The following is a 23,301-nucleotide window of genomic DNA, read 5'->3' on the forward strand; positions in this document are numbered from 1 at the left end:
CTCCCTCTGGCAAGATTAGTCGATATTTTCCACGATCAGCGCGACACCCTGGCCGACACCGACACACATGGTACAGAGGCCATAGCGGCCATTGGTTCGTTTCAGTTCATTGACTGCCGCCATCACCAGTCGCACGCCGCTCATGCCCAGGGGATGCCCCAGAGAAATGGCGCCGCCGTTGGGGTTGACCCGGGCATCGTCATCCTGCAGACCCAGCTCGCGCAGCACCGCCAGTGCCTGGGCGGCAAAGGCTTCGTTGAGCTCGATCACGTCCATATCTTCCAGAGACAGGCCGGTTTTTTCCAGCACCGAGCGTACCGCAGGCACCGGGCCTATGCCCATGTATTTGGGCTCGACACCGGCACTGGCCAGGGCCAGTATCCGTGCCTTCGGCGTCAGCCCATAGTCGGCTACCGCCTGGCTGCTTGCCAGCAGGGTACAGGCGGCACCGTCGTTGACGCCCGAGGCATTGCCCGCGGTCACAGATCCACCGGCCCGGAACGGGGTCGGCAACCGGGTCAGATCCGCCAGTGTGGTGTCCGCCCGCGGATGTTCATCCCGGGTTACTTCGGTCACCTTGCCCTTGCGGCCCTGGATCACCACCGGCACCATGCCCTGGGCCAGAATGCCGGCCTGGCGCGCCTGTTCGGTTTTCTGCTGGCTGCGCAGGGCAAACAGGTCCTGATCTTCCCGGCTGATATTGAAACGCTCGGCCACGTTCTCGGCGGTTTCCGGCATCGAATCGGTGCCGTACTCCTGTTGCATCAGAGGATTGACGAAACGCCAGCCGATGGTGGTGTCATACACCTCGTTGGCCCGGGTAAAGGCGCTGGTGGCCTTGGGCATCACGAAGGGGGCACGGGACATGGACTCGACCCCGCCGGCCAGTACCAGGCTGGCCTCACCGGCCTTGATGGTGCGGGCGCCGAAGCCGATGGCATCCAGGCCCGAGCCACACAGGCGGTTGACGGTGGTGCCGGGCACCGTGGTCGGCAGACCGGCCAGCAGGGCGGCCATGCGTGCCACGTTGCGGTTGTCTTCACCGGCCTGGTTGGCACAGCCCATGATCACTTCATCAATCTTTTCCCAGGGCAGCTGCGGATTGTTTTCCTTCAGCTGGCGCAGCGGGATAGCGGCCAGATCGTCGGCGCGCACCGCGCTCAGGGCGCCACCATAGCGACCCACCGGGGTTCTGACCATGTCACACAGATAGGCGTCAGTCATTGCTTTCTTCCTTTAAAATGCTTCCCTTGACCTGGTAGGAACGCCCCCGGAACAGGGCCAGCGTTTCTCCCGCTTCGTTTTCCACCACTACATCGTAAGTGCCGGTACGCCCGCCCCGGTGCAGCTCGCAGGCACGGGCCCGCAGAAACTCGCCGGCAAAGGCGGGCTTGAGGTAATCAATGCTGCAGCCCTGGCCTATGGTCACCTTGTCGTAACCGTTGCAGGCAAAGGCGAAGGCCGAGTCGGCAAAGGTAAACAGCATGCCCCCTTGTATGCTGCCGTGGCCGTTGAGCATCCAGGGCTGTACCCGCATGGTCATCACTGCCTTGCCGGCCGACACGCTTTCGATTTCCATGCCCATATGCTGGCTGCAGGGATCGGCCGCAAACATGGCCTCGGCGCACTGGCGGGCCAGCTCGTGGTTGTGCTGATCCTTCATATGGCCTCCTCGGCGACCGCCCAGTGCCGCAACTGCAGCGAGGGCCGGTACTTTTCCTCGCCATACACGGTTCTCAGGTTGTCGAGCAGGGTCAGCAGACGGCGGTAGCCCACTTCGGCTCCCCAGGCCACGGGGCCCTTGGGGTAGTTGACGCCGAAGCGCATCGCCAGGTCGATATCTTCCGGGCTGGCCACCCGGTGCAGGCAGGCTTCCGCCGCCTCGTTGACCAGCATGGCGATGGTGCGCAGCACCAGCATGCCCGGATGATCCGGCAGCAGTATCACTTGCTTGTCCAGGCTCTGGAAGAAGCCGACCACGGCCGCAACCTGCTGTTCGGTGCAGTATTCGGACACGCCCAGGGCGATATGGCTGACGCTCTCGTAGTCGTCGGCCCAGTCCAGCGCCATGGCCGCCAGTCCCGGATGGCGCAGGGCACAGCTGCGGCCACTGGTCAGCTCGACCCGCACACCGTCAATCAGCAACGCCGGGCTGCCGTCACGCCGCTCAAGCTCACCCCGATAGCGTCCCAGCAGGGCTTCGGCGCCCTTGAGTTCGGACCAGTCGCCGAGGACCAGCACCCGGTCGGGTGCCTGCCCGGCCGGCGCCGCCAGAGGAACCTGTTCGGCCTTGCCGTTCTCGTAGGCATAAAAGCCCTGGCCGGTCTTGCGGCCGAAGCGGCCCGCATCCACCAGCGCCTGCTGTACCAGTGACGGGCGATAGCGCGGCTCGTCGTGAAAGGCGCGATACACGCTGCTGCTCACCGCGAAGTTCACGTCCTGACCAATCAGGTCGGTCAGCTCGCAGGCCCCCATGGGAAAACCACTGCTGCGCATCAGGGTGTCCAGCAGCTGCGGGCTGCCACAACCTTCCTGCAGGGCACGCAGGGTTTCGCCGTAATAGGGCCGGGCGATGCGGTTGACGATAAAGCCCGGTGTGGAGCTGGCGTGTACCGCCATCTTGCCCCAGTCCCTTGCCAGCGTCAGCAGGGTGTCACGCACTTCTGCGGTGGTGGCCAGGCCGGAGATCACTTCCACCAGTTTCATTACCGGCGCCGGGTTGAAGAAGTGCAGGCCGGCCAGCCGCTCGGGACGAGACAGGGCCGCGCCGATGGCGGTAATAGAAATAGAGGAGGTATTGGACGCCAGTATGCACCGGTCGCCGCAGATGCCTTCCAGCTCGGCGAACAACTGCTGCTTGATGTCCAGCCGCTCGATAATGGCCTCGACGACCAGATCGGAGCCGGCCAGCTCGCTCAGCCTCTCGGCCGGGCTGATGCGTGCACGCAAGGCGGTGGCATCCTGCTCGGTCAGTTTGCCGCGCGCCACCCGACTGGCCAACCGGCTGGCAAAGTCGTCCAGCGCCCGGGCGGTCTGCGCCGGGTTGGTATCGTACAGAACAACCGCATGGCCGGCCTGGGCCGCCACCTGGGCGATACCCATGCCCATGGTGCCGGCGCCGATCACCGCCACCTGATGAATAGTGAAGCTGCTGCTCATGTTAACGGCCCTTGTATTCGGGGGTGCGCTTGTTGAGGAAGGCGTCCACCCCTTCCCGGTAGTCTTCACTTCGGCCGGCCAGGCGCTGCAGGTCCCGCTCCAGCTCCAGCTGTTCGTTCAGGCTGTTGTCGGCGGCGCTGTTGATGGCCAGCTTGATCAAACCCAGGCCATAGGTCGGCTGGCGGGACAAGTGCTGGGCCTGCTGCATGGCTTCGCTTTGCAGCAGGTCGTCTTCCACCACCTGCCAGATCATGCCCATTTCCCGAGCTTGATCGGCGCTGACCTTGTCGCCCCGCAGAGTCAGCGCCATGGCACGGGCGCGGCCGACCAGGCGTGGCAGCAGCCAGGTACCACCGGAGTCAGGCACCAGCCCCAGGCGGCAAAAGGCCTGAATAAAAGAGGCGCTGCGGCCGGCGAGCACTATGTCGCAGGCCAGAGCAATATTGGCACCGGCGCCGGCGGCCACGCCGTTCACCGCACAAATCACCGGCTTGGGCATATTGGTGATGCGCTTGATCAGCGGATTGTAGTAACGGTCGATGGACTGGCCCAGATCCGGCGCTTCGTCGCCATTGTTGACGGCCCTATCCCCCAGATCCTGGCCGGCGCAGAAGCCTCGGCCATTGCCGGTGAGCAGGATGGCACGCACTTCCGGGTTGTTTTCCCAGTCCTTGAGTACGGCGGCCACTTCTTTATGCATGACCTCGTTGAAGCTGTTGAGCTGGCCCGGGCGATTCAGTATCAGGACGCCGACGGCGCCTTCCTGATGGCATTCGATATGTTGATATTCCATTATTTCCCCCGGTACTGTGGTGCACGTTTTTCGAGGAAGGCATTGATGCCTTCGTTTCTGTCTTCGGTGCCGGCCAGCCAGACAAAAGCCTGCCGTTCCTGGCGCAAGCCCTGACTCAGGCTGGTTTCCTGGCAGGCCTTGATGGCGCCCTTGGCGGCCTGTACCGCCAGCGGTGCCTGAGCGGCAATCTGGTGGGCCAGTTTGAGCGCATATTCATCGGTCAGCGCCGGTACACACAACTGACTGACCAGCCCCAGCTCGTAAGCCCGCTCGGCGGTCATCGGCTCGCCGGTCAGCACCATCTTCATGGCGGTCTGCTGGCCAATCTGGCGGCTCAGCCTCTGGGTACCGCCGGCGCCGGGCATGATACCGAGCTTGATTTCCGGCAGCCCCAAAAGAGCCCCCTCGCCCGCTACCACCAGATCGCAGTGCAGCACCAGCTCCAGACCGGCGCCCAGGGCGTAGCCATTGACGGCGGCGATCAGCGGCTTGTTGAAGTCGTCGATACGCTTCCACAGCGAGGGCCGTATGTCTTGCTGCAGGCCGACCGCGTCCAAATGGCGCATTTCTTCCAGATCGGCACCGGCGGCAAAGCAACGGAGGTTGCCACCGATAACCACCGCTCTGACTTCGGGGTTGGCGGCGGCGCCTGCCAGCACCTCGCCAATCTCGGCCAGGGTCTGGTTGCGCAGCGCATTACGTCGCTCGGGTCGGTTGAGTGTTATGGTCAGTACCCCGGCATCCACCGGGCTGACGAGAATATCCTGACAGTTCATCCTTCCTCCTCAGTCGTCGAAGCTGATGCGTACCACGCCGTTCCTGGGCCTGGCCTGGCAACTCAGTACATAACCCGCATCCAACTCGTCCTGCTCCAGGCTGTAGTTGAGTGCCATGTCGACCTCGCCTTCCACCACCTTGCATTTGCAGGTGGCACAGACGCCGCCCTTGCAGGCATAAGGCAAGTCGGCACCGGCATTGAGCGCCGCATCCAGGATGCTGTCGTCTTCCGGACGCACCTCTATCTGCATTTCCCGGCCGTCGAGGATGATGCTGACCTCACCCTGACTGCGGCTGGCACGCTGTTCGGCGCTGAGCGGACGGGCCGGACCCGTGTTGAAGCGCTCGGTGTGGACACGCTCTCGGGCCAGGCCGTATTCCGGCAGCACGCCCTCGACCGCATTCATCATTTCTTCCGGGCCACAGGCGAAGCAGTGATCGACGTCGGCGGACAAGAGTTTGTGCTCGAGAAGGGCCCGGATCTTGGCTTCGTCCAGGCGGCCGTTGAGGATGTCGCTCTCGCCCTGCTCCCGGCTGAAGATACAGACAAACTGGAAACGGGTCGGATAGGCGTCTTTCAGATCCGCCAGCTCGTCGGCAAACATGGTCTGGCCCCAGCTGCGGTTGCCGTACACCAGGGTGAAACTGGCGTCTGGCTGGCTGGCCAGCAGGGTCTTGACGATAGACAGCAGCGGCGTGATGCCACTGCCGGCGGCAAAGCCCAGATAGCGGGCGCCACCCAGTTTTTCGGCCTGCTGGAAAAACACGCCCTGGGGCGGCATTACTTCCAGCACATCACCCGGCTTGAGGTGGTCGTTGACCCAGTTGGAAAAACGGCCGTCGTGAATGCGCTTGACCGCTATGGTCAGGTCTTCGTGGCCTTCCCGGCTGCAGATGGAGTAGCAGCGGCGCAGTTCTTCACCCTCATGCTGGTGTTTGAGGGTCAGATGCTGACCGGGCTTGAAGCGAAAACGGCTCTGATTGTCACCGTCCACCTCGAAGGAAATGGCGATGGCGTCTCTGGTCTGCTCTTGTACGGATTTAACCCGCAACGAATAAAATTGATTCATGACTCTGCTCCCTGTGCGGTTGAGGGCTAAATGCACTTGAAATAATCGAAGGGCTCGAGGCAGTCCCGACACTGATATTGTGCCTTGCAGGCGGTCGAGCCGAATTCGCTGATCAGTCGGGTATGGCCGCTGCCGCATTGCGGACAGGGCACACCATCGGTGGGGATCAGGTGCGATCCGCAGGCCAGCCCCTGAGGCGGCGCTATACCGTATTCCCTGAGCTTGCGTTTGCCGTCGGCGCTCATCCAGTCGGTGGTCCAGGCCTCGGACAAATCCAGCTTTACCCGGGCCGGACCCAGTCCGGCGCCGTCCAGGGCGGCGAGTATGTCCGCTTCCAGCATGTCGGTGGCCGGACAGCCGCTGTAGGTCGGTGTCAGACGAATGCTCAAGCTGCCGTCTTCGCCGATATCCACGCCCCGGATCATGCCCAGATCGGTGACCGACAGTACCGGTATCTCGGGATCGGTAACCGTTTTCAGCACTTCCCAGCAACGGGGAAGTCGGTGATCGGAAATCTGCACCTGAAACCTCCTTACCAGCTCATGTTGGGATAGCTGCGCTGCACGCTCTGCATTTCCGCCAGCAGGAAGCCCAGATGTTCGGTGTGCAGGCCTTGCTTGCCGCCCTGGCGATAGGCCGCCTGTGCGGGCAGGGTCAGTTCTGCCTGTTTGGACTGCTCGGCTACCCGGCTGGCCCATTGCGGCGCCAGCTCTGCCAGGCTGGGGATAATGCCGGCCTCGGCCAGGGCGTCCTCCACCTCGTCGGTGACAAACAGCTCGCCGGTAAAGCGCCACAGCTCGTTTATCGCCGCCTGGGTGCGACGGGCGCTTTCTTCGGTGCCCAGCCCCAGTCGCTGAACCCAGCCGCTGGAGAAGCGCAGGTGATAATTCACCTCTTTCAGCGACTTGACCCCGAAGGCGGCCAGCGGCGCATGGCCCGACTGGCTCAGCCCGGTGAACAACAGCTGATGGTAGTGGTCCATGAACCACTGACGGACCAGGGTCTGGGCGAAGTCGCCGTTGGGCTGCTCGCAAAGCAACAGGTTCTTGAACTCCCGCTCGCTGCGATAATAAGCCAGCTGGTCTTCATCACGGCCCTGGCCTTCCACTTCTCCGGCCATGGTCAACACGGTGCGCGCCTGACCCAGAATATCCAGGCCGATGTTGGCCAGGGCAATATCCAGCTCCAGCTCGGGCGCATGACCACACCATTCTGACAGGCGGTGGGACAATACCAGCTGGCTGTCGCCCAGATGCAGCAGGTAGTTAAACAGAGAATCTTGCAATGTCTTGTCCATACGGCCTCCTACATGTGGCCTATGCCGTCGGGAATGGTGTAAAATGTCGGATGGCGATACACCTTGTCGTCGGCGGGATCGAAGAAGGCACCCTTGTCGTCCGGCTGACTGGCGGTGATCAGTTCAGACTTGACCACCCAGATGCTGATGCCTTCACGGCGACGGGTGTAGGCATCCCGGGCATTTTCCAGCGCCATGGTTTCGTCGGCGGCGCGCAGACTGCCCACATGGCGGTGATGCAGACCCTGCTTGCTGCGAATAAATACTTCGAATAACGGCCATTGATTGGTTTTCATCTTCTCTCTCCTTAAGCGGCTTGCTGACGGCGGGCGGCATAGGCACTGGCGGCTTCTCGCACCCAGCGGCCTTCTTCCCAGGCCTTGCGACGGGCGGCAAGCCGCTCGTGGTTGCACGGACCCTGGCCGGCGACCACCGCATAGAATTCATCCCAGTTGATCTCGCCGAACTCGTAATGTCCGGTTTGCTCGTTCCATTTCAGATCCGGGTCCGGCACGGTCAGGCCGAGGGCTTCCACCTGGGGCACAGTGCTGTCGACAAACTTCTGACGCAGCTCGTCGTTGCTGAAACGCTTGATCTTCCAGGCCGTGCTCTGGGCCGAGTTGGGCGAGTTATCGTCACTGGGGCCGAACATGGTCAGCACCGGCCACCAGAAACGATTGACCGCATCCTGGGCCATCTTCTTCTGCTCTTCGGTGCCGTTGGCCAACGCCATCATGGCTTCGAATCCCTGACGCTGATGGAAACTTTCTTCCTTGCACACCCGCACCATGGCGCGGGCGTAAGGACCATAGGATGCCCGGCACAGGGCCACCTGGTTGACGATGGCGGCGCCGTCCACCAGCCAGCCGATGGCGGGCACATCGGCCCAGCTGAGGGTGGGATAGTTGAAGATGGAGGAATACTTCATCTTGCCGTCAATCAGCTTTTCCACCATGTCGTCCCGGTCGGCACCCAGGGTTTCGGCGGCGCTGTAGAGATAGAGGGCATGGCCCGCTTCATCCTGTACCTTGGCCAGTAACACCGCCTTGCGTCTCAAGGTCGGCGCCCGGGTAATCCAGTTGCCTTCCGGCAGCATGCCGACCACTTCGGAGTGGGCATGCTGACCAATCTGACGGATCAGGGTCTTGCGGTATGCCTCGGGCATCCAGTCCCTGGGCTCTATGCTGATATCAGCCGCGATAGTCTGATCAAACCTCGCCTGTTGTTCCGTGTTTTCCACCACTCAGCCTCCAATACCAATTGATGCAACATTTATAAAACATGCCATCAAGGTAATATGACACCACAATCATTTCAATAACTTTTTTTGTGAATCATTTTAACCGCAATGAAATACTACGTTACATCAGACACTTAAAGGTTAACGGTTCAGCCGTTAGCTATAATACCCACCTAAAGCTGTTGACATTAGGTAGCAATGAAATCAGATTATGTAACATCATTTTGTTAAATCGATTCTTTAATGTGTCAGGTTGAGAGGGAGAGGAATCCATGGAAAAGCTGCAAAGCTATGTGTCAGGCGAATGGCAGGCAGGAGCCGGAGCCGGTCGCCCGGTCAGGCATGCCGTCACCGGTGAGACTCTGTATGAAGTGACCAGCGAGGGTCTGGATATGGCCGCCATGCTGGCTTATGCCAGACAGGGTGGTAAAGAACTGGCAGCCATGAGCTTTCACCAGCGGGCGCTGATGCTGAAAAACCTGGCCAGCCACCTGGCGGCCAGGAAGGAAGACTTCTATGCGTTGTCCACCGCCACCGGCGCCACCCGCAAAGACAGCTGGATCGATATCGAAGGCGGCTTCGCCACCCTCTTTACCTACTCCAGCCTGGTACGTCGTGAACTGAGTGACGAGCGCATCCTGATCGAAGACGACTGGACGCCCCTGTCCCGCAAGGGTGGCTTCGGCGCCCGTCATATTCTTACTCCCAAGCCCGGCGTGGCCGTTCACATCAACGCCTTCAACTTCCCGGTCTGGGGCATGCTGGAAAAACTGGCTCCCACCCTGCTGGCAGGTATGCCGGCCATCATCAAGCCCGCCACCGATGGCTCTCAACTGGCCCAGGCGGTGGTCAAGTCGGCCGTTGAGTCCGGCATACTGCCCGCCGGCGCCCTGCAGATCATCTGTGGCGGGGTGAACAACCTGCTGGACCTGCTGGGTCCCCAGGATGTGGTCACCTTTACCGGCTCGGCCCAGACCGGCCAGACCCTGCGCACCCACCCCAACTTCAACCGCCAGTCCATTCCCTTCACCATGGAAGCGGACTCGGTGAACAGCGCCATTCTGGCCGACGGTGCCGGCGACGACGCCATCGCGCTGTTTGTGCGGGAAGTGATGCGGGAAATGACCACCAAGGCCGGTCAGAAATGTACCGCCATCCGTCGTGCCTTTGTGCCCCGTGACCTACTGCCCCGGGTAAAAGAGGCCCTGCTGGCCCGCCTGGGCAAGGTGGTACTCGGCGACCCGGCGAAGGAAGGCGTGACCATGGGACCGCTGGCCAGCCAGCGCCAGCTGAAAGACGTCTCGGAACGGGTCGAGCAACTGTCGGCTCAGGCCGACATTCTGTGCGGTGGCCATCTTGCACCATTCGACGTACTGGCCGACGACCCCGGTGCCGGCGCCTTCTATCCGCCGACTCTGCTGCTGTGTAACCAGCCGAAAGAAAGCCCGGCGGTACATACTACCGAGGCCTTTGGCCCCGTCTGTACCCTGCTGCCCTACGACTCCGAAGACGAGCTGGTCGAGCTGGTTACCCTGGGCGAAGGCAGCCTGGTGGCGTCCCTGGTGTTCGAGGCCGGCCAGGATGTGTCCGAGCTGGTTGGCCGTCTGGGCCCCTGGCATGGTCGCCTACATCTACTGGATCCGATCAGTGCCGAAGAAAGCACCGGCCACGGCTCTCCCCTGCCCCATCTGGTGCACGGCGGCCCCGGTCGCGCCGGTGGCGGCCAGGAACTGGGCGGTCTGCGCGCGGTCAAGCACTACATGCAGCGCACCGCCATCCAGTCCTCGCCGGGCGCCATGAGTCAGATCACCCACAGTTGGAACCAGGGCGCACCCGTGGTGACAGACCGGGTACATCCGTTCCGCAAGTACTTCGACGAGCTGGCTATCGGTGAACAGCTCAAGACGGCCCGCCGCACCGTGACTGAAGCCGATCTCGTCAACTTCGGCTGCCTGAGCGGCGACCACTTCTACGCCCACATGGACAAGGTTGCCGCGGCCGAATCCCTGTTCGGCGAGCGGGTGGCCCACGGTTACTTCGTGGTGTCCGCCGCCGCCGGCCTGTTCGTGGACGGGGCTCCGGGCCCGGTGATTGCCAACTACGGCATGGAAGGACTGCGCTTTATCGAGCCGGTGAAAATTGGCGACAGCATACAGGTGGAGTTCACCTGCAAGCAGAAAACCCGCAAACCAAAGCGCAATCCGGAAGACCTCGCTCAGGGCGTGGTGGTCTGGGATATAAAGGTCAAGAACCAGCGCGATGAACTGGTGGCCAGCTATGACATCCTGACCCTGGTGCAAGCGAAAGACTGATAAATGAGTGACGGGGATCCCCTGTCGACCGGACTTGCTGTTTGGTTGCCGAAGAAGAAAAAGAAACAGAAAAAGAAGTGCCTGCCACAGGCAATATGACAGACTACTGTCAGTCTCCTTTTTATGCCGGTCTCAATGACCGGCTTTTTTATTCTTCAGTGCGAGTGACGAGGGAATGAACAAAAAAAGGGGGCGGCGTTATTTTTACAACGCCGCCCCCTTTTTTTATATCAGGTGCTGATTACGAACCGAAGTAGCGCACGAACTGCGCCGGATCCCGTTCGGGCAGTTTGCGTACTTCCACCTGAGCCGTACCCAGATACAGGAAGCCGACGATCTGGTCCTGCGCGTCCAGGCCCAACGCCTGATGCACATTGCGGTCGAAGGCAAACCAGCCGGTGCGCCAGATGCCATTATAACCCAGCGCCAGCGCCGCCATCTGCATCGCCATCAGGGCGCAACCGGCGGAGATTTCCTGCTCCAGCTGTGGCACCTTGTCGTGGGGCTTCACCTTGGCCACCACGGTAATAACCATGGGCGCGCGCAGCGGCGCCAGCCGGGCTTTCTCGATCGTCTCGGGAGACTCGCCTTTAGCTTCGGTTGCGGCGGCCAGAATGTCACCCAGCTTTTTCCGCTGCTCACCGCCGAACACGATGAATTCCCAGGGGGTCAGGGCCGCATGATCCGGCGCCCGCAGCCCGGCCTTGAAAATGGTCTCCAGCTGCTCGCCCGCCGGCGCCGGCTCAACCAGTCGAGGATTGGAGTGGCGATTGAGTAACAGTTCCAGTGCATCCATGATTTAAAACCTTCTGTAACAAGCTCGAATTTCGATGCCCGCTACCTTAGCAGCACAGCGCCCGGGCATAAAGTCTTTGAGGCGCAGTACCACAGCACCCCCACCCCGCCTCCCCCTGCCGATAATCCACCGTCATGTCTGTTTTTCCGCTGCCAAGGGGGAGGAGCAGTTCAGTGCCAGTCTGTAAACACAGCACCGTTTTCTCCTCACCCCTCACAAGCTTCAAATAACCGCCGCCAGCTCGGCGCCCTGGCGGATGGCCCGCTTGGCGTCCAGCTCTGCCGCCACGTCGGCGCCGCCAATCAGGTGCACCTTGCTACCCTGCTGTTCCAGCACCGCCTGCAGGCTGCGATCCGGCTGCTGTCCGGCGCAGATAATGACGTTGTCCACTGCCAGGCACAGCGACTCGCCGTCCCGCTCTATATGCAGCCCTTCATCGTCGATGCGCTTGTAGCTGACCCCGCCCCACATCTTCACGCCATGGTGGCGCAGGCTGGCCTTGTGGATCCAGCCCGTAGTCTTGCCAAGCCCCTTGCCCGGATTGCCCACCTTGCGCTGCAGCAGCCAGAGCCGGCGTTTCGGCACCACAGGCTCGGGCAGCATCAGCGCCCCCGGCGCGCGATACTCTTGGTCTATGCCCCACTCGGCCAGCCACTGCTCCGTGGACTGATTCGGTTTCGCCACCAGAAACTCGGCCACATCAAAGCCGATGCCACCGGCGCCGATGATGGCCACCTTTTCCCCCACAGACGCATGACGAGCCAGCACATCCAGATAGCTCAATACCCTGGGATGATCGATGCCGTCTATCTCGGGGGTGCGAGGGAGAATGCCGCTGGCGAGGATCACCTCGTCAAAACCGGCCAGCAGCTCGGCCGTGGCTTCGGTGTTCAGCCGCAGCTCCACCCCGGTCTGCACCAGCCGGTGGTGAAAATAGCGCAGGGTCTCGAAAAAACTCTTCCTTGCCCGGTATCTGCTTGGCGTAGTTGAACTGGCCGCCAATTTCCGTCGCCCGATCGAACAGGGTGACCCTGTGGCCGCGCTCGGCGGCCTGGCTGGCAAAGCTCAGTCCGGCCGGGCCCGCCCCCACCACCGCCAGCAGCCTGGGGCTCTTGGTCGGCACAAAGTTCAGCTCGGTTTCATGGCAGGCTCTGGGGTTGACCAGGCAGGAGGCACGCTTGCGCTTGAACACATGATCCAGACAGGCCTGATTGCAGGCGATGCAGGTGTTGATCAACTCCGCCTGCCCCGACGCCGCCTTGGCAACGAAGTCCGCATCCGCCAGAAAAGGCCGGGCCATGCACACCAGATCCGCCTGGTTCGAGGACAGTATCTGTTCGGCCACCTCGGGGGTATTGATACGATTGGTGGCAATCACCGGTACCGAGAGCGCCTGCCGTACCTTGTCCGTGACCCAGCTGAAGGCAGCCCGGGGTACGCTGGTGGCGATGGTCGGCACCCGCGCCTCGTGCCAGCCGATGCCGGTGTTGATGAGGGTCACGCCCTCCTGCTCCAGCGCCCGACCGAGCGCAATCACCTCCTCCAGGCTGGAACCCTGCTCCACCAGATCCAGCATCGACAACCGGAAAATCAGGATTAAATCATCGCCCACGGCGGCGCGCACCGCCCGTACTATCTCCAGCGCGAAACGGTTGCGATTGTCACTGCTGCCGCCCCATTCGTCGTCTCTGTGATTGGTTCGGCCGCAGATGAACTGATTGATCAGATAGCCTTCGGAGCCCATGATTTCGACCCCGTCGTAACCGGCCTGTCGGGCAAGCAAGGCGGTGTGGGCGAAGTCGGCGATGCAGTTGCGGATCTGGCGTGGGCTCATGGCCCTGGGTTTGAACGGGTTGATGGGCGCGGTCTCGGCCGACGGCGCCTGCAGAAAGGGGTGCCAGGCATAGCGACCGGCGTGCAGTATTTGCAGGGCGATTTTGCCGCCCTCTTCATGCACCGCGTCCGTCAGCAGTCGATGGCGGGCCACCTGCCAGGAAAAACCGAGCTGGGCCGCATGGGGCAGCAGGCGGCCGCGAAAATTGGGCGCTATGCCGCCGGTGATGATCAGCCCCACGCCGCCGCGGGCCCGCTCCCGATAAAAGGCGGCCAGCTTCTTGAAACCGCCTTTTTCTTCTTCCAGCCCGGTGTGCATGGAACCCATGATCACCCGGTTTTTCAGTGTGGTGAAGCCCAGATCCAGGGGCGCCAGTAAATGGGGGTAACGGCTCATGATCCCTCCGCCGAACAAGACAGGTTTGACCACTTGAGGCTAATGGATAAAATGGCCGTTTTCAAACACTTGTTTTAGCCCCGGTTTTCACGGTAAACCGGTCACCGCTCGTGGTATTGTGCCGCAGCTGCCGTCATAATGGACCGATTAGACAATTATTCCGATTAAGGCGTTGCTATGTGGTTTGCCATCAAGTGGTTATTTCGTACTCTGGGCCGGGTGCTGAATGCCATTCGTCTCCTGATAACCAACCTGCTGTTTCTAGCCGTACTGGTGTTCGTGGTGCTGATCTTCAGCGCCGGGGATGACGCTCCTGCATTGCCGGCCAAGGCCGCCCTGACCCTGACCCTGACCGGCCCCGTGCTGGAGCAGGAAGCCACCGCCAGCCCCCGGCGTCTGGCCGAAAAGTGGCTATCTGGCGATACCACACCCCCGCCCATGACCCTGAGTCAGATCAAGGAGGCCCTGGATCGGGCCCGCAACGATGAGCGCATCGGCGCCCTCGTGCTGCGGCTGCAGAACATGAGCGAGTCCAGCCTGACCAAGCTGGATGAAGTCGGCGAAGCCATCGAGGGCTTCAAGACCTCCGGCAAGCCGGTGTATGCCATCGGCGACTACTACACCCAGGGTCAGTATTATCTGGCGGCCCATGCCGACGAAATTCTGCTGAACCCGGCCGGCGCCGTCACCATTCAGGGCCTCGGCGTCTATCGATTGCACTACAAGTCGGCCTTCGAGCGCTTCAACATCACCCCTCATGTATTCCGGGTGGGCACCTACAAGTCGTTCGTCGAGCCTTATCTGCGCGACGACATGTCCGAAGAGAGCCGTGAAGATACCCTGCGCTGGCTCGGCCAGCTGTGGCAGCATTATCAGGACAACATAGTCCGACTCCGGAAAATTCCCGCCGACCACATCAACCCGAGCAAAGAACAGCTGCTGAGCCGCTTTGGCGCCGTAAATGGTGACCCGGCCCGCTATGCCCTGGAGCAGGGTCTGGTCGACCGGCTTGCCAGCCGTAACGAGATGCTGCAGACCGTGGCCGAACAGGTGGGTTGGGACAGCCAGGCCAACCGTTACATGAGTGTGGAAATTCCCGCCTACCTCAGCCACAGCGCGCCGCGCAAGAATGCCGCCCCGGCGGTGGGTCTGATCACCGCCAGTGGCGCCATCATGAGTGGCGATGCGGGCTCCAATACCATCAACGACGAATACCTCGGCCGGCTGATCGATGAAGCCCGGCTGGATGCGGACATTCACGCCCTGGTGCTGCGTATCGACAGCCCCGGCGGCAGCGCCTTTGCCGCCGAGCAGATCCGCAGCAGCCTGCTGCGCTTCAAGGAAAGCGGCAAGCCGCTGGTGGTGTCCATGGGTAGCATCGCCGCCTCCGGTGGTTACTGGATAGCCGCCGACGCCGACAAGATTTACGCCGCACCCACCACCCTCACCGGCTCCATCGGCGTGTTCGGCCTCTTCCTCACCTTCGAGGAAGCCTTCGTGAAGCTGGGTCTCCATACCGATGGTGTGGGCACCACCGACTTTGTGGGGGCGGGCCTGACCACCGGTCTGCCGGAACACACCAAGCAGCTGATCCAGATGGGAGTTGAGCACACCTACGATCAGTTCGTCGATTTGGTGGCCAAGGGCCGAAGCATGAACCCGGAGCAGGTGGAGCGTGCCGCCCAGGGCCACGTCTGGACCGGACAGGACGCCAAAGAGCTGGGGCTGGTGGATGAGCTGGGTTATCTGGACGATGCCCTGGCCGGTGCCGCCGGTCTGGCCGAGCTGGCGGAGTTCAGCGTCAAGCCGGTGAAACTGCCCAGCTCCGCCAAAGAAATGCTGCTGGAACAACTGCTGCTGGACTCGGGCGTGCTGAGCGACTGGGCCACCGCCGCCCTGCCGGCGGTATTGCGTCCGGCCGGTGAACAGCTCAAGAGCGAGCTGACGGCCCTGAGCCAGTTCAACGATATTCGCGGCCAGTATGTGCTGTGTGTGGAATGCCAGGAGTTTTAATGCACCAGAAAAAAATCTACATCGCCTACACCGGCGGTACCATCGGCATGCAGAAATCCGCCAAGGGCTATGTGCCCCAGGCGGGCTTCATGACCGATTGCCTGGCCAGAACCCCGGAGTTTCATCGTGCCGAGATGCCGGCCTACCATATTCACGAGTACGATCCCCTGATCGACTCTTCGGACATGACGCCCGCCGACTGGCAGCGGATTGCCGATGATATCAAGGCCAATTACGACGACTACGACGGCTTCGTGGTGCTGCACGGCACCGACACCATGGCGTTTACCGCCGCCGCGCTGTCGTTCATGCTGGAAGACCTGGACAAGCCGGTGATCGTCACCGGCTCCCAGATCCCCCTGGCCGAGCTGCGCTCCGACGGCCGTCCCAACCTGCTCAACGCCCTCTATGTGGCCGCCTGCTACCCCATCCACGAGGTAGGGTTGTTCTTCAACAACCGCCTGTATCGGGGCAACCGCGCCAGCAAGGTGCACGCCGACGGCTTTCAGGCCTTCGACTCGCCCAACTTTCCGCCCCTGCTCAATGCGGGCATCCATATCAGCCTGGAGTCGGGTATGCTTGGTACCACCACCGGCAAGCCGCTGACCGTCAGCCCCATCACGCCCCAGCCCATTGGCGTGGTGACCCTCTACCCCGGTATTTCCGCCGAGGTAATCGGCAACCTGCTGCAGCAGCCGGTCAAAGCGCTGTTGCTGTTGTCTTACGGGGTGGGCAATGCGCCCCAGAACGAGGCCATGCTAACCCTGCTGGCCGAGGCCTCGGCCCGGGGCGTGATTATCGTCAACCTGACCCAGTGCCTGCGCGGCACCGTCAACATGGACGGCTACGCCACCGGCCACGCCCTGGCCCAGGCCGGGGTGATCTCCGGTTACGACATGACCACAGAAGCGGCGCTGGCCAAGCTGCACTATCTGCTGAGCAAAAACCTGCCGTCGGAAGAAATACGCGAGCTGATGAAGCGGAATTTGCGCGGGGAATTGAGCCGGGCGTGAGGCCCATCTCGTAGGGTCCATTTCAATGGACCTGCCGTGTCATCATGTAACGATATGGTCGAATGAATTCGACCCTACGAAACACGGCCCCTGTAGGCGCCCATTTATGCGGCGCAATCCTGCAGGCACATCGGGATTTTCAGGTGCGGCGTATGATCTGCAGGTTCGGCGTTGTGGATATTGCCCAGCTTCGCTGGGCCTGCCGGCTAAAGCGGCATCTACAAAGTACACGTTTCTTCCTCACGTTTTACCCCCGATACAACTGCCAGTGATTGAGCAGCTCGGCCATGTTGGCGACGTTCAGCTTGTTCATGGCCGAAGCGCGGTGCACCTCCACGGTACGCACCGCCACACAGAGTTGTTCGGCAATGGCCTTGTTGGTCAAGCCCTGGGCGACCAGACTGACTACTTCCCGTTCCCGGGCCGACAACCGGGTGAAACACTGGTGCACACGGGCCTGCTCGACCAACTGATCTACCTTTAGCCGGGCCTGAGCCAGCGCGGCGGTCAGGCGACGGGCATCTATCGGTTTTTCAAGAAAGTCCACCGCGCCCAGTTTCATCGCCTCCACCGCTTGAGGCACATCGCCATGACCGGTCAGCAAGATCACCGCCACCGTGCTGCGGCGCTGTTGCAGGACGCTTAGCACCGCCAATCCGTCCAGTTCGGGCATCGCCAGGTCCAGCAGCAGAATGGCCGGCTTCTTATCATCCAGCTCATCCAGAAACTGCTGCGGACTGGACCAGCCCTGGCTGCCATGCCCCATGGCATTCAGCAGAAAACGATTGGCCGCCACTACCTGTTCGTCGTCGTCCAGAATGTAAATCTGCATCAGGCCTCCTCAGGCAAAAACAGCGTGGCACGGGTACCCCGGCCGGTATTCACAAGCGTCAGGCGTCCACCCAGGCGCAGCGCCAGCCGATGGCTGACCAGCAGCCCTATGCCCATGCCGTGATAGTGGCTGGCCGGCAGGCTCTGCTGCATCGCCTCGATAATGCTGTTGTCCACCCCACCGGCATCGTCTTCTACCGTCAGACGCCAGCCCCCCACCTCGTGGTGAGCGGTCAGCAACATGATGCCACCGCTGCTTGTATGGTCATGAGTCGCACAGCCATGAGTCTCATGGCCATTAGCCAAACGAGCATGGGCATCCAGCGCATTACCGAGCAGATTATTGAGAATTTGCTCAACCGCCGGACGCACCGACAGCAGGGTTCCGGCCTCGGTTCGAGCCGACAATCGCACCCCCTTCGCTTCTGCCCGCGGGCCGATTCGCGCCACCAGCTCCCGACACAAGTCCGCCGGTTCAAACGCTTCGGCACAAGGCAAGGGCTGGGTGGCCCACTGGCGAAAGCGGCGAATTATGGCCGCGCCCCGCTCGGTTTCCGCCACTATATGGCCGAAGGCCTCCTGTTGTGGCCCGGTATCGCTCACCAATTCACCTGCCTGGGCATAAGCCTGAATCGCCGACAGCGGCTGATTCAGCTCGTGAGCCAGACCGGTGGCCATTTCGCCCACCAGGATGCGTTGTCGTGCCTGGGCTAACTCCTGCTCTTTGTGTTGCATCAGATCATGTAATTTATCCCGCTCCTGGGTGCGCCTGAGCAACAGCAGGGTCACACGATAGTGATGCAGCAACATGGCCAGCACGACGATCACGAGTGCGGCCAGAAAAGGCCAGTAGCGGTCCAGTAGCTGGCGCAGCAGCCGCAAGATCGAGGCCGGATCGGATGCCGGGCCCAGCTGCCAGTCTGCCAGTAACCGTTCGACTTCATCCAGCCGAATGGCCGCCCCCCACAAAGGGCGCCCCTGATGCTCCAGATTGAGCAAGGCCCGGCTAATGGCCCGCAACACCCCTTCATCTACAGCGCCTACGGCGGCGAAACTCCAGCCCGGATACAGCGGTGTCGAGCGCATGCAAACGGCGTCGTCTTCCACCATCAGGGCGCGAAAGTCGGCCGCCTCGATCAGACCTTCCTGCGCCATGCTTTCCAGCAGACAGGTCGGCAGCATGGCCGCCGTCAGGGCGCCGTCTCGCAACAGATAAACCAGGGCATCCACCGGATAGCCGGTAAAACGAAAATTCAGTTCTGCAGGCAAAATGCCCCGGCGGCGCAACTGCTCCGCCACCAGCAGATAGCCACCAAAGGCCTGTTTATGCACCGCCCCTACCAGCTGGCCCCGCAGCTGTTCGGGCACGGTAATGCCGCTGTCGGCCCTTACCAGCAGGGTGGCAGCCACGCTTTCTCGTGCCTGGCCATAATGAGGGTCCAGATAAGACGCCAGCCAGTTCAACCCCCGGCCCCGATTCAACACGAAGTGCGCCGGGTTGGTTACCACAAAGTCGAGTTGTCCGGCGGCCAGCGCCTCGTCCAGCTGCTGCTGGGTGAGATAACGGCCTTCAAAACGATGCCCGGTCAAGGCGCCATTCAGCGCCGACAGCGTCGGTGCCCATTCGGCTCGGGCCTGGGCCTCGCCCCGAAAGGCCAGAAAGCCCACCCGATACTGGTCGGCCAACGCCTGCGAACTCAGCAACAGCAGCAGCCACAAAATGAGGCCATGACAGAGAGGCCCTTTCCGGAGCCTGAGCCTGCTGCGCCGATTCGCCATCAAGGCGCCGGTACAGGCAGCCAGAGCGGCGTATGGCCGGTGCGGGCCGTGAAGGCCTGCAGGTCGACCTTGCTCAGCAAGACGGTGGCGGTATTGCGCAACGGGTGGCAGTGAAAGTCGTCGCCGTTTTCCAGCTCCTGATCCAACCACAGTTCTACCTCTTGCTCAGAGTCGTTAACCAGCGCCAGCACCGACACATGGCCGGGCTCGACACCCAGATAACGCTGCAGCCGGTCGGCGGAGGCAAAACCAAGCCGGGACCAACCCACCTGGCGCGACAGGGCTTTAAGATCCACCTGCTTGTCGGAACGGGTCAGCAAGAGGGCATGGCGACGACCGTAATTGTCACGCAGAAACAGATTCTTGAGCCGGGTGCCGGGGCGCTCCACCAGCAGCCGGTCGGCATCGTCACAGGTAAAAAGCGGCGGGTGTTCGATCAGCGGCGGACAAATCTGCCAGTCCGCCAGTCGCGTCATGATATCCATTTTTCTCTCCAACATCTGTTCTCCCCAACATCAGGGGCCATGACTGCCGGCCAATGGTCATTGGCAGCGAAATATGCTGTTATCGGGTATTGTGACATTCGAACCCGGTAGCTGCCATGACTTCACTCTCTTCCGTCAAACTCTCGATGCTCGATCTGGTGCATATTCGCACCAATCACGATGCGGCCGACGCCATTGCCGACTCGGTGGCGGTGGCACGCCATGCCGAGTGGCTGGGATTCGAGCGTTTCTGGCTGGCCGAGCACCATAATCTGGACGGCATCGCCAGCTCCGCCACCGCCGTGCTGGTGGGCCATATTGCCGGCCACACTTCGCGTATCCGGGTCGGCTCCGGCGGCATAATGCTACCCAATCATCCACCGCTGGTGGTGGCCGAGCAATTTGGCACCCTGGCCACTATGTATCCGGACCGTATCGATCTTGGGCTGGGCCGGGCGCCGGGTACCGATCAGGACACCATGCGCGCCCTGCGCCGGCGGCCGGAAGACGGCGCCGACTTTCCCGATCAGGTGCAACAGCTACAGCGGCTGTTGGGACCGGCCCAGCACGGCCAGAAGTTGATGGCGATTCCCGGCGCCGGCACCGAAGTGCCGATCTGGCTGCTGGGCTCCAGCCTGTTCAGCGCCCAGCTGGCGGCACAGATGGGACTGCCCTATGCCTTTGCCTCGCACTTTGCGCCCCGGATGATGGTGGAGGCGGCACAACTCTACCGGCACCAGTTCCGTCCCTCGGCGGTGCTGAACGAGCCTTATCTGATGGTGGGTGTGCCGGCCATCGTGGCCGACACCGACGAAAAAGCCGCCTTTCTCGCCACCACACCGCAACAAAAGGTGCTGTCGCTGCTGCGTGGTGATACCCGCATGCTGCAGCCGCCGGTGACCGACATGGCCCGGCTCTGGCTGCCTCATGAACAAAATGGGGTCGAAAGCTTTCTGGGGGCGGCGGTGGTCGGCTCACCCGAGCGGGTGGCCCACAAGCTGGAAGTGCTGCTGGCCCGGACCGGTGCCAACGAGCTGATGATAGTGTCCGATATTTATGAGCAGGATGCCCGCCATCACAGCCTGTCGCTGCTGGCCGGGCTGATAGAATAAACGGGTTCTGAAAAGCGAGGAGGCGTGAACAGCCAGGCCCGACAGAGGGCCTGGCCTGAGGCGATTTAACGGCCCGGATTCACCGCCAGCACATCGGCGCGGATCACCGACTGCTCGGCAATCAGGTCGGTCACCACGGCGCGACTGGCCTTGTAATGAGGGGTCAGCTTGTGCTCGGCCAGGGCCGCTTCGTCCTGATAGATTTCGTATAGCCAGAACAGCTCGGGATCGGCCTTGTCCTGCAGCACGTCGAAGGTCAGGCAACCCGGCTCGTCACGTACAGACGCGGCGGCGTTGGGCAGCATGGCCGCCAGAAAGGCATCGGTGGTGCCGGGCTTGAGCTTGGTTTTGACAATAATCGAATACATTGTAAACTCCATTTGTTTATCTAAAATCAACAAATAGTACACAATATTTTTAACCAAGAGACAAGGAGCCCGCCATGGAAAGACCCGGTCGTTTGAACGGCATGCGTCATATCGCCTTCACCATGCCCAATCTGGAAGAATGTGAGCGTTTTTACACCGACATCATGGGCATGGAGCTGCTGCGCCGGGCCCACAAGGATCTGGTGTACCTCACCTGCGGCAATGACAACCTCTCTCTGGGCCGCTCCGACCTGCCCGCCAGCGGTGTGCAGAGCCTGGATCACTTCGGCTTTATCGTAGACAGCAAAGAAGAGCTGGAGCAGTGGTTTCTGTACCTGAAGAGCAAGGGCGTGACCATGCTCGACCGTCCGCACGATCACGGTGACGGCGCGCGCAGTTTCCACATTACCGACCCGGCCGGCAACGTGATCCAGCCCATCTACCACCCGGACATCTCCGGTCAGCGTTTCAGCAAGCCGTAAGCTGCAGATTTATCCCCTGCCGTGGTTTTCCCTGCCACGGCTTTCCGTTATGTTAAGGACATCGTGCTCCGACACATCAAATTTTCAGCAGGGAAACGCATGTCCTTAAATACCGAGAAATTAAACACAGATGAACTAAGAAGTCGCCGCCTGGCGGCGCTGATCACCCCGCACCAGCTGAACACCCAATTCCCCCTTACCGACGCCATGGCCGAGACGGTGCTGACTGCCCGCGCCGAGATTGAATCCATCCTGACCGGCACCAGCAACAAGCTGCTGGTGATAGTGGGCCCCTGTTCCATTCACGACCCCGCCGCTGCCCTAGCCTATGCCGAACGGCTGGCGCCGTTGCGTGAACGCTATAAAGATCGGCTCTGCATCGTGATGCGCACCTATTTCGAGAAGCCGCGCACCATCGTCGGCTGGAAGGGGCTGATCAACGATCCGCACCTGGACGGCAGCTTCGACGTGAACACCGGCCTGCAACTGGCCCGCAAGCTGTTGTGCGACATCAACGCCCTGGGGCTGCCCACCGCCACCGAGTTTCTGGATATGGTGACCGGACAGTATATTGCCGACCTGATCAGCTGGGGCGCCATCGGCGCGCGCACCACCGAATCTCAGGTGCACAGAGAAATGGCCTCGGCGCTGTCGTGCCCGGTGGGCTTCAAGAACGGCACCGACGGCAACATCCAGATTGCGCTGGACGCGGTGCGCGCGGCCAGTCATCCGCATATTTTCTGCTCGCCGGACAAAGACGGCCAGATGACCATCTACCAGACCAGCGGCAACCCTTATGGCCATCTGATCCTGCGCGGCGGCAAGGCGCCCAATTACGATACCGACAGCGTGGCCGAGGCGGCCAGCGGGCTGGAGCAGGTGGGGCTGTCACCCCGGCTGGTGGTAGATCTCAGCCATGGCAACAGCCTGAAGCAGCACCAGCGCCAGCTGCTGGTGGCAGAAGACATCTGCAACCAGCTGAAAAACGGCAGCCGCCATATCGCCGGCGTGATGGCCGAAAGCTTTATCGAATCCGGCCGCCAGGAAGTGGTGGAAGGTAAGGCCGCTGTGTTTGGCCAGAGCATCACCGACGCCTGCCTGGGCTGGAACGACACCGAACAGCTGCTGGAAACCCTGTATCAGGCGGTAAGCCACGAGGGATTAGGGATTAGGGATTAGGGATAAATTCGACCCTACGACAATTTACTCTTCCGGCAGCATAATCCGGCGGCCGTCCTGCTCCAGTACCCGTACCCTGACTTCGAACACCTCGGCGATAAGCTGCGGGGTGATCACCTCGGGCCCGCCCCGGGCGGCCAGTTTGCCTTTGTGCAAACACCAGACGTCGTCGCCATACTGGCAGGCCAGGTTGATATCGTGAATGGAGGCCACCACCGCCAGCCCTTGCTCCGCATAGCGGCGTAGCAGGCGTAGGGTGGCGAGCTGGTGATGCCAGTCCAGCCCGGCCAGCGGTTCGTCCAGCAGCAGCAGGCGAGCGTCGGGGTTGATGGCGGGATCCACCTGCAGCAGGGTGCCGGCTATCA

Annotated in this window: 21 protein-coding genes and 2 pseudogenes; 6 read left to right on the plus strand and 17 right to left on the minus strand. The window is 61.7% G+C overall.

Features of this window, described 5'->3' with window-relative positions:
- Positions 1–15: 15 nt before the first annotated feature.
- The 10 genes from pcaF to paaA are packed head-to-tail and all read right to left on the minus strand — an operon-like array spanning position 16 to position 8,339.
- Positions 16–1,224 carry a 3-oxoadipyl-CoA thiolase gene (gene pcaF, locus UN63_RS10730; protein WP_104486757.1) on the minus strand — a complete coding sequence of 403 codons (1,209 nt, stop codon included), beginning with the start codon at positions 1,222–1,224 and terminating at the stop codon, positions 16–18.
- Positions 1,217–1,663 (minus strand): hydroxyphenylacetyl-CoA thioesterase PaaI, encoded by a 447-nt coding sequence (paaI, locus tag UN63_RS10735; RefSeq protein ID WP_104486758.1) that lies wholly within the window; start codon positions 1,661–1,663, stop codon positions 1,217–1,219. Before paaI ends, pcaF begins: the two co-directional genes overlap by 8 nt.
- Complete coding sequence (locus UN63_RS10740; RefSeq protein WP_104486759.1) at positions 1,660–3,159, minus strand: 3-hydroxyacyl-CoA dehydrogenase; 1,500 nt, start codon at positions 3,157–3,159, stop codon at positions 1,660–1,662. The genes paaI and UN63_RS10740 overlap by 4 nt, the downstream gene beginning before the upstream one ends.
- 1 nt (position 3,160) lies before the next feature.
- A complete protein-coding gene (paaG, locus tag UN63_RS10745; RefSeq protein ID WP_104486760.1) occupies positions 3,161–3,952 on the minus strand; it encodes a 2-(1,2-epoxy-1,2-dihydrophenyl)acetyl-CoA isomerase PaaG in 792 nt (263 codons plus the stop codon).
- A complete protein-coding gene (locus tag UN63_RS10750; RefSeq protein WP_104486761.1) occupies positions 3,952–4,728 on the minus strand; it encodes an enoyl-CoA hydratase-related protein in 777 nt (258 codons plus the stop codon). The genes paaG and UN63_RS10750 overlap by 1 nt, the downstream gene beginning before the upstream one ends.
- 9 nt (positions 4,729–4,737) lie before the next feature.
- Positions 4,738–5,799 (minus strand): 1,2-phenylacetyl-CoA epoxidase subunit PaaE, encoded by a 1,062-nt coding sequence (gene paaE, locus UN63_RS10755; protein ID WP_104486762.1) that lies wholly within the window; start codon positions 5,797–5,799, stop codon positions 4,738–4,740.
- A 26-nt stretch (positions 5,800–5,825) separates the two neighbouring features.
- The gene (paaD, locus tag UN63_RS10760; protein ID WP_104486763.1) at positions 5,826–6,320 is read right to left on the minus strand and encodes a 1,2-phenylacetyl-CoA epoxidase subunit PaaD; all 495 of its coding nucleotides are present in this window, start codon (positions 6,318–6,320) and stop codon (positions 5,826–5,828) included.
- 11 nt (positions 6,321–6,331) lie between these two features.
- The gene (gene paaC / locus UN63_RS10765) at positions 6,332–7,096 is read right to left on the minus strand and encodes a 1,2-phenylacetyl-CoA epoxidase subunit PaaC (RefSeq protein ID WP_104486764.1); all 765 of its coding nucleotides are present in this window, start codon (positions 7,094–7,096) and stop codon (positions 6,332–6,334) included.
- An 8-nt stretch (positions 7,097–7,104) separates the two neighbouring features.
- A complete protein-coding gene (gene paaB, locus UN63_RS10770; protein ID WP_104486765.1) occupies positions 7,105–7,392 on the minus strand; it encodes a 1,2-phenylacetyl-CoA epoxidase subunit PaaB in 288 nt (95 codons plus the stop codon).
- 11 nt (positions 7,393–7,403) lie between these two features.
- On the minus strand, positions 7,404–8,339 hold the full coding sequence (gene paaA / locus UN63_RS10775) for a 1,2-phenylacetyl-CoA epoxidase subunit PaaA (RefSeq protein ID WP_219821149.1): 936 nt from the start codon (positions 8,337–8,339) through the stop codon (positions 7,404–7,406).
- A 269-nt stretch (positions 8,340–8,608) separates the two neighbouring features.
- Here paaA and paaZ point away from each other — a divergent pair, with 269 nt between their 5' ends.
- On the plus strand, positions 8,609–10,648 hold the full coding sequence (gene paaZ, locus UN63_RS10780) for a phenylacetic acid degradation bifunctional protein PaaZ (protein ID WP_104486766.1): 2,040 nt from the start codon (positions 8,609–8,611) through the stop codon (positions 10,646–10,648).
- A 241-nt stretch (positions 10,649–10,889) separates the two neighbouring features.
- Here the strand turns inward: paaZ and UN63_RS10785 are convergent, their stop codons facing one another.
- Positions 10,890–11,444 carry an NAD(P)H nitroreductase gene (locus UN63_RS10785; protein ID WP_104486767.1) on the minus strand — a complete coding sequence of 185 codons (555 nt, stop codon included), beginning with the start codon at positions 11,442–11,444 and terminating at the stop codon, positions 10,890–10,892.
- A 222-nt stretch (positions 11,445–11,666) separates the two neighbouring features.
- A pseudogene (locus UN63_RS10790) lies at positions 11,667–13,674 on the minus strand (oxidoreductase).
- 177 nt (positions 13,675–13,851) lie between these two features.
- Here UN63_RS10790 and sppA point away from each other — a divergent pair.
- Positions 13,852–15,687, plus strand: a complete 1,836-nt coding sequence (sppA, locus tag UN63_RS10795; RefSeq protein WP_104486768.1) for a signal peptide peptidase SppA — start codon at positions 13,852–13,854, stop codon at positions 15,685–15,687.
- Complete coding sequence (gene ansA, locus UN63_RS10800; RefSeq protein ID WP_104486769.1) at positions 15,687–16,700, plus strand: asparaginase; 1,014 nt, start codon at positions 15,687–15,689, stop codon at positions 16,698–16,700. Before sppA ends, ansA begins: the two co-directional genes overlap by 1 nt.
- 247 nt (positions 16,701–16,947) lie before the next feature.
- Here ansA and UN63_RS10805 read toward each other — a convergent pair whose 3' ends face one another.
- The 3 genes from UN63_RS10805 to UN63_RS10815 are packed head-to-tail and all read right to left on the minus strand — an operon-like array spanning position 16,948 to position 19,810.
- The gene (locus tag UN63_RS10805) at positions 16,948–17,532 is read right to left on the minus strand and encodes a response regulator transcription factor (protein WP_104486770.1); all 585 of its coding nucleotides are present in this window, start codon (positions 17,530–17,532) and stop codon (positions 16,948–16,950) included.
- Entirely contained in the window at positions 17,532–19,250 is a 1,719-nt protein-coding gene (locus UN63_RS10810; RefSeq protein ID WP_229793535.1) for a PhnD/SsuA/transferrin family substrate-binding protein, read from the minus strand. The genes UN63_RS10805 and UN63_RS10810 overlap by 1 nt, the downstream gene beginning before the upstream one ends.
- 59 nt (positions 19,251–19,309) lie before the next feature.
- Entirely contained in the window at positions 19,310–19,810 is a 501-nt protein-coding gene (locus tag UN63_RS10815; protein WP_229793534.1) for a prolyl-tRNA synthetase associated domain-containing protein, read from the minus strand.
- Between the two features lie 101 nt (positions 19,811–19,911).
- Between UN63_RS10815 and UN63_RS10820 the strand changes: the two genes are divergently transcribed.
- Entirely contained in the window at positions 19,912–20,907 is a 996-nt protein-coding gene (locus UN63_RS10820) for an LLM class flavin-dependent oxidoreductase (RefSeq protein WP_104486773.1), read from the plus strand.
- A 65-nt stretch (positions 20,908–20,972) separates the two neighbouring features.
- On the opposite strand, the gene UN63_RS10825 is transcribed toward UN63_RS10820, so the two are convergent.
- Positions 20,973–21,275: a putative quinol monooxygenase gene (locus UN63_RS10825; protein ID WP_104486774.1), complete on the minus strand. Its 303-nt coding sequence runs from the start codon at positions 21,273–21,275 to the stop codon at positions 20,973–20,975.
- A 74-nt stretch (positions 21,276–21,349) separates the two neighbouring features.
- Here UN63_RS10825 and UN63_RS10830 point away from each other — a divergent pair, with 74 nt between their 5' ends.
- Entirely contained in the window at positions 21,350–21,757 is a 408-nt protein-coding gene (locus UN63_RS10830) for a VOC family protein (RefSeq protein WP_104486775.1), read from the plus strand.
- Between the two features lie 99 nt (positions 21,758–21,856).
- Entirely contained in the window at positions 21,857–22,936 is a 1,080-nt protein-coding gene (locus UN63_RS10835) for a 3-deoxy-7-phosphoheptulonate synthase (protein ID WP_104486776.1), read from the plus strand.
- Positions 22,937–22,960: 24 nt separating this feature from the next.
- Here the strand turns inward: UN63_RS10835 and UN63_RS10840 are convergent.
- Positions 22,961–23,301, minus strand: a pseudogene (locus tag UN63_RS10840) (ATP-binding cassette domain-containing protein); the annotation flags it as partial.

It is taken from the genome of Oceanisphaera arctica (assembly GCF_002936955.1).
GTDB classification, from domain to species: Bacteria; Pseudomonadota; Gammaproteobacteria; order Enterobacterales; family Aeromonadaceae; genus Oceanimonas; species Oceanimonas arctica.

Excerpts from the sequence above, each read along its gene's own strand:
- pcaF (WP_104486757.1), bottom strand. The coding sequence starts at position 1,224 with ATGACTGACGCCTATCTGTGTGACATGGTCAGAACCCCGGTGGGTCGC.
- paaI (WP_104486758.1), bottom strand. The coding sequence starts at position 1,663 with ATGAAGGATCAGCACAACCACGAGCTGGCCCGCCAGTGCGCCGAGGCC.
- UN63_RS10740 (WP_104486759.1), bottom strand. The coding sequence starts at position 3,159 with ATGAGCAGCAGCTTCACTATTCATCAGGTGGCGGTGATCGGCGCCGGC.
- paaG (WP_104486760.1), bottom strand. The coding sequence starts at position 3,952 with ATGGAATATCAACATATCGAATGCCATCAGGAAGGCGCCGTCGGCGTC.
- UN63_RS10750 (WP_104486761.1), bottom strand. The coding sequence starts at position 4,728 with ATGAACTGTCAGGATATTCTCGTCAGCCCGGTGGATGCCGGGGTACTG.
- paaE (WP_104486762.1), bottom strand. The coding sequence starts at position 5,799 with ATGAATCAATTTTATTCGTTGCGGGTTAAATCCGTACAAGAGCAGACC.
- paaC (WP_104486764.1), bottom strand. The coding sequence starts at position 7,096 with ATGGACAAGACATTGCAAGATTCTCTGTTTAACTACCTGCTGCATCTG.
- paaB (WP_104486765.1), bottom strand. The coding sequence starts at position 7,392 with ATGAAAACCAATCAATGGCCGTTATTCGAAGTATTTATTCGCAGCAAG.
- paaZ (WP_104486766.1), top strand. The coding sequence starts at position 8,609 with ATGGAAAAGCTGCAAAGCTATGTGTCAGGCGAATGGCAGGCAGGAGCC.
- UN63_RS10785 (WP_104486767.1), bottom strand. The coding sequence starts at position 11,444 with ATGGATGCACTGGAACTGTTACTCAATCGCCACTCCAATCCTCGACTG.
- sppA (WP_104486768.1), top strand. The coding sequence starts at position 13,852 with ATGTGGTTTGCCATCAAGTGGTTATTTCGTACTCTGGGCCGGGTGCTG.
- ansA (WP_104486769.1), top strand. The coding sequence starts at position 15,687 with ATGCACCAGAAAAAAATCTACATCGCCTACACCGGCGGTACCATCGGC.
- UN63_RS10805 (WP_104486770.1), bottom strand. The coding sequence starts at position 17,532 with ATGCAGATTTACATTCTGGACGACGACGAACAGGTAGTGGCGGCCAAT.
- UN63_RS10815 (WP_229793534.1), bottom strand. The coding sequence starts at position 19,810 with ATGTTGGAGAGAAAAATGGATATCATGACGCGACTGGCGGACTGGCAG.
- UN63_RS10820 (WP_104486773.1), top strand. The coding sequence starts at position 19,912 with ATGACTTCACTCTCTTCCGTCAAACTCTCGATGCTCGATCTGGTGCAT.
- UN63_RS10825 (WP_104486774.1), bottom strand. The coding sequence starts at position 21,275 with ATGTATTCGATTATTGTCAAAACCAAGCTCAAGCCCGGCACCACCGAT.
- UN63_RS10830 (WP_104486775.1), top strand. The coding sequence starts at position 21,350 with ATGGAAAGACCCGGTCGTTTGAACGGCATGCGTCATATCGCCTTCACC.
- UN63_RS10835 (WP_104486776.1), top strand. The coding sequence starts at position 21,857 with ATGTCCTTAAATACCGAGAAATTAAACACAGATGAACTAAGAAGTCGC.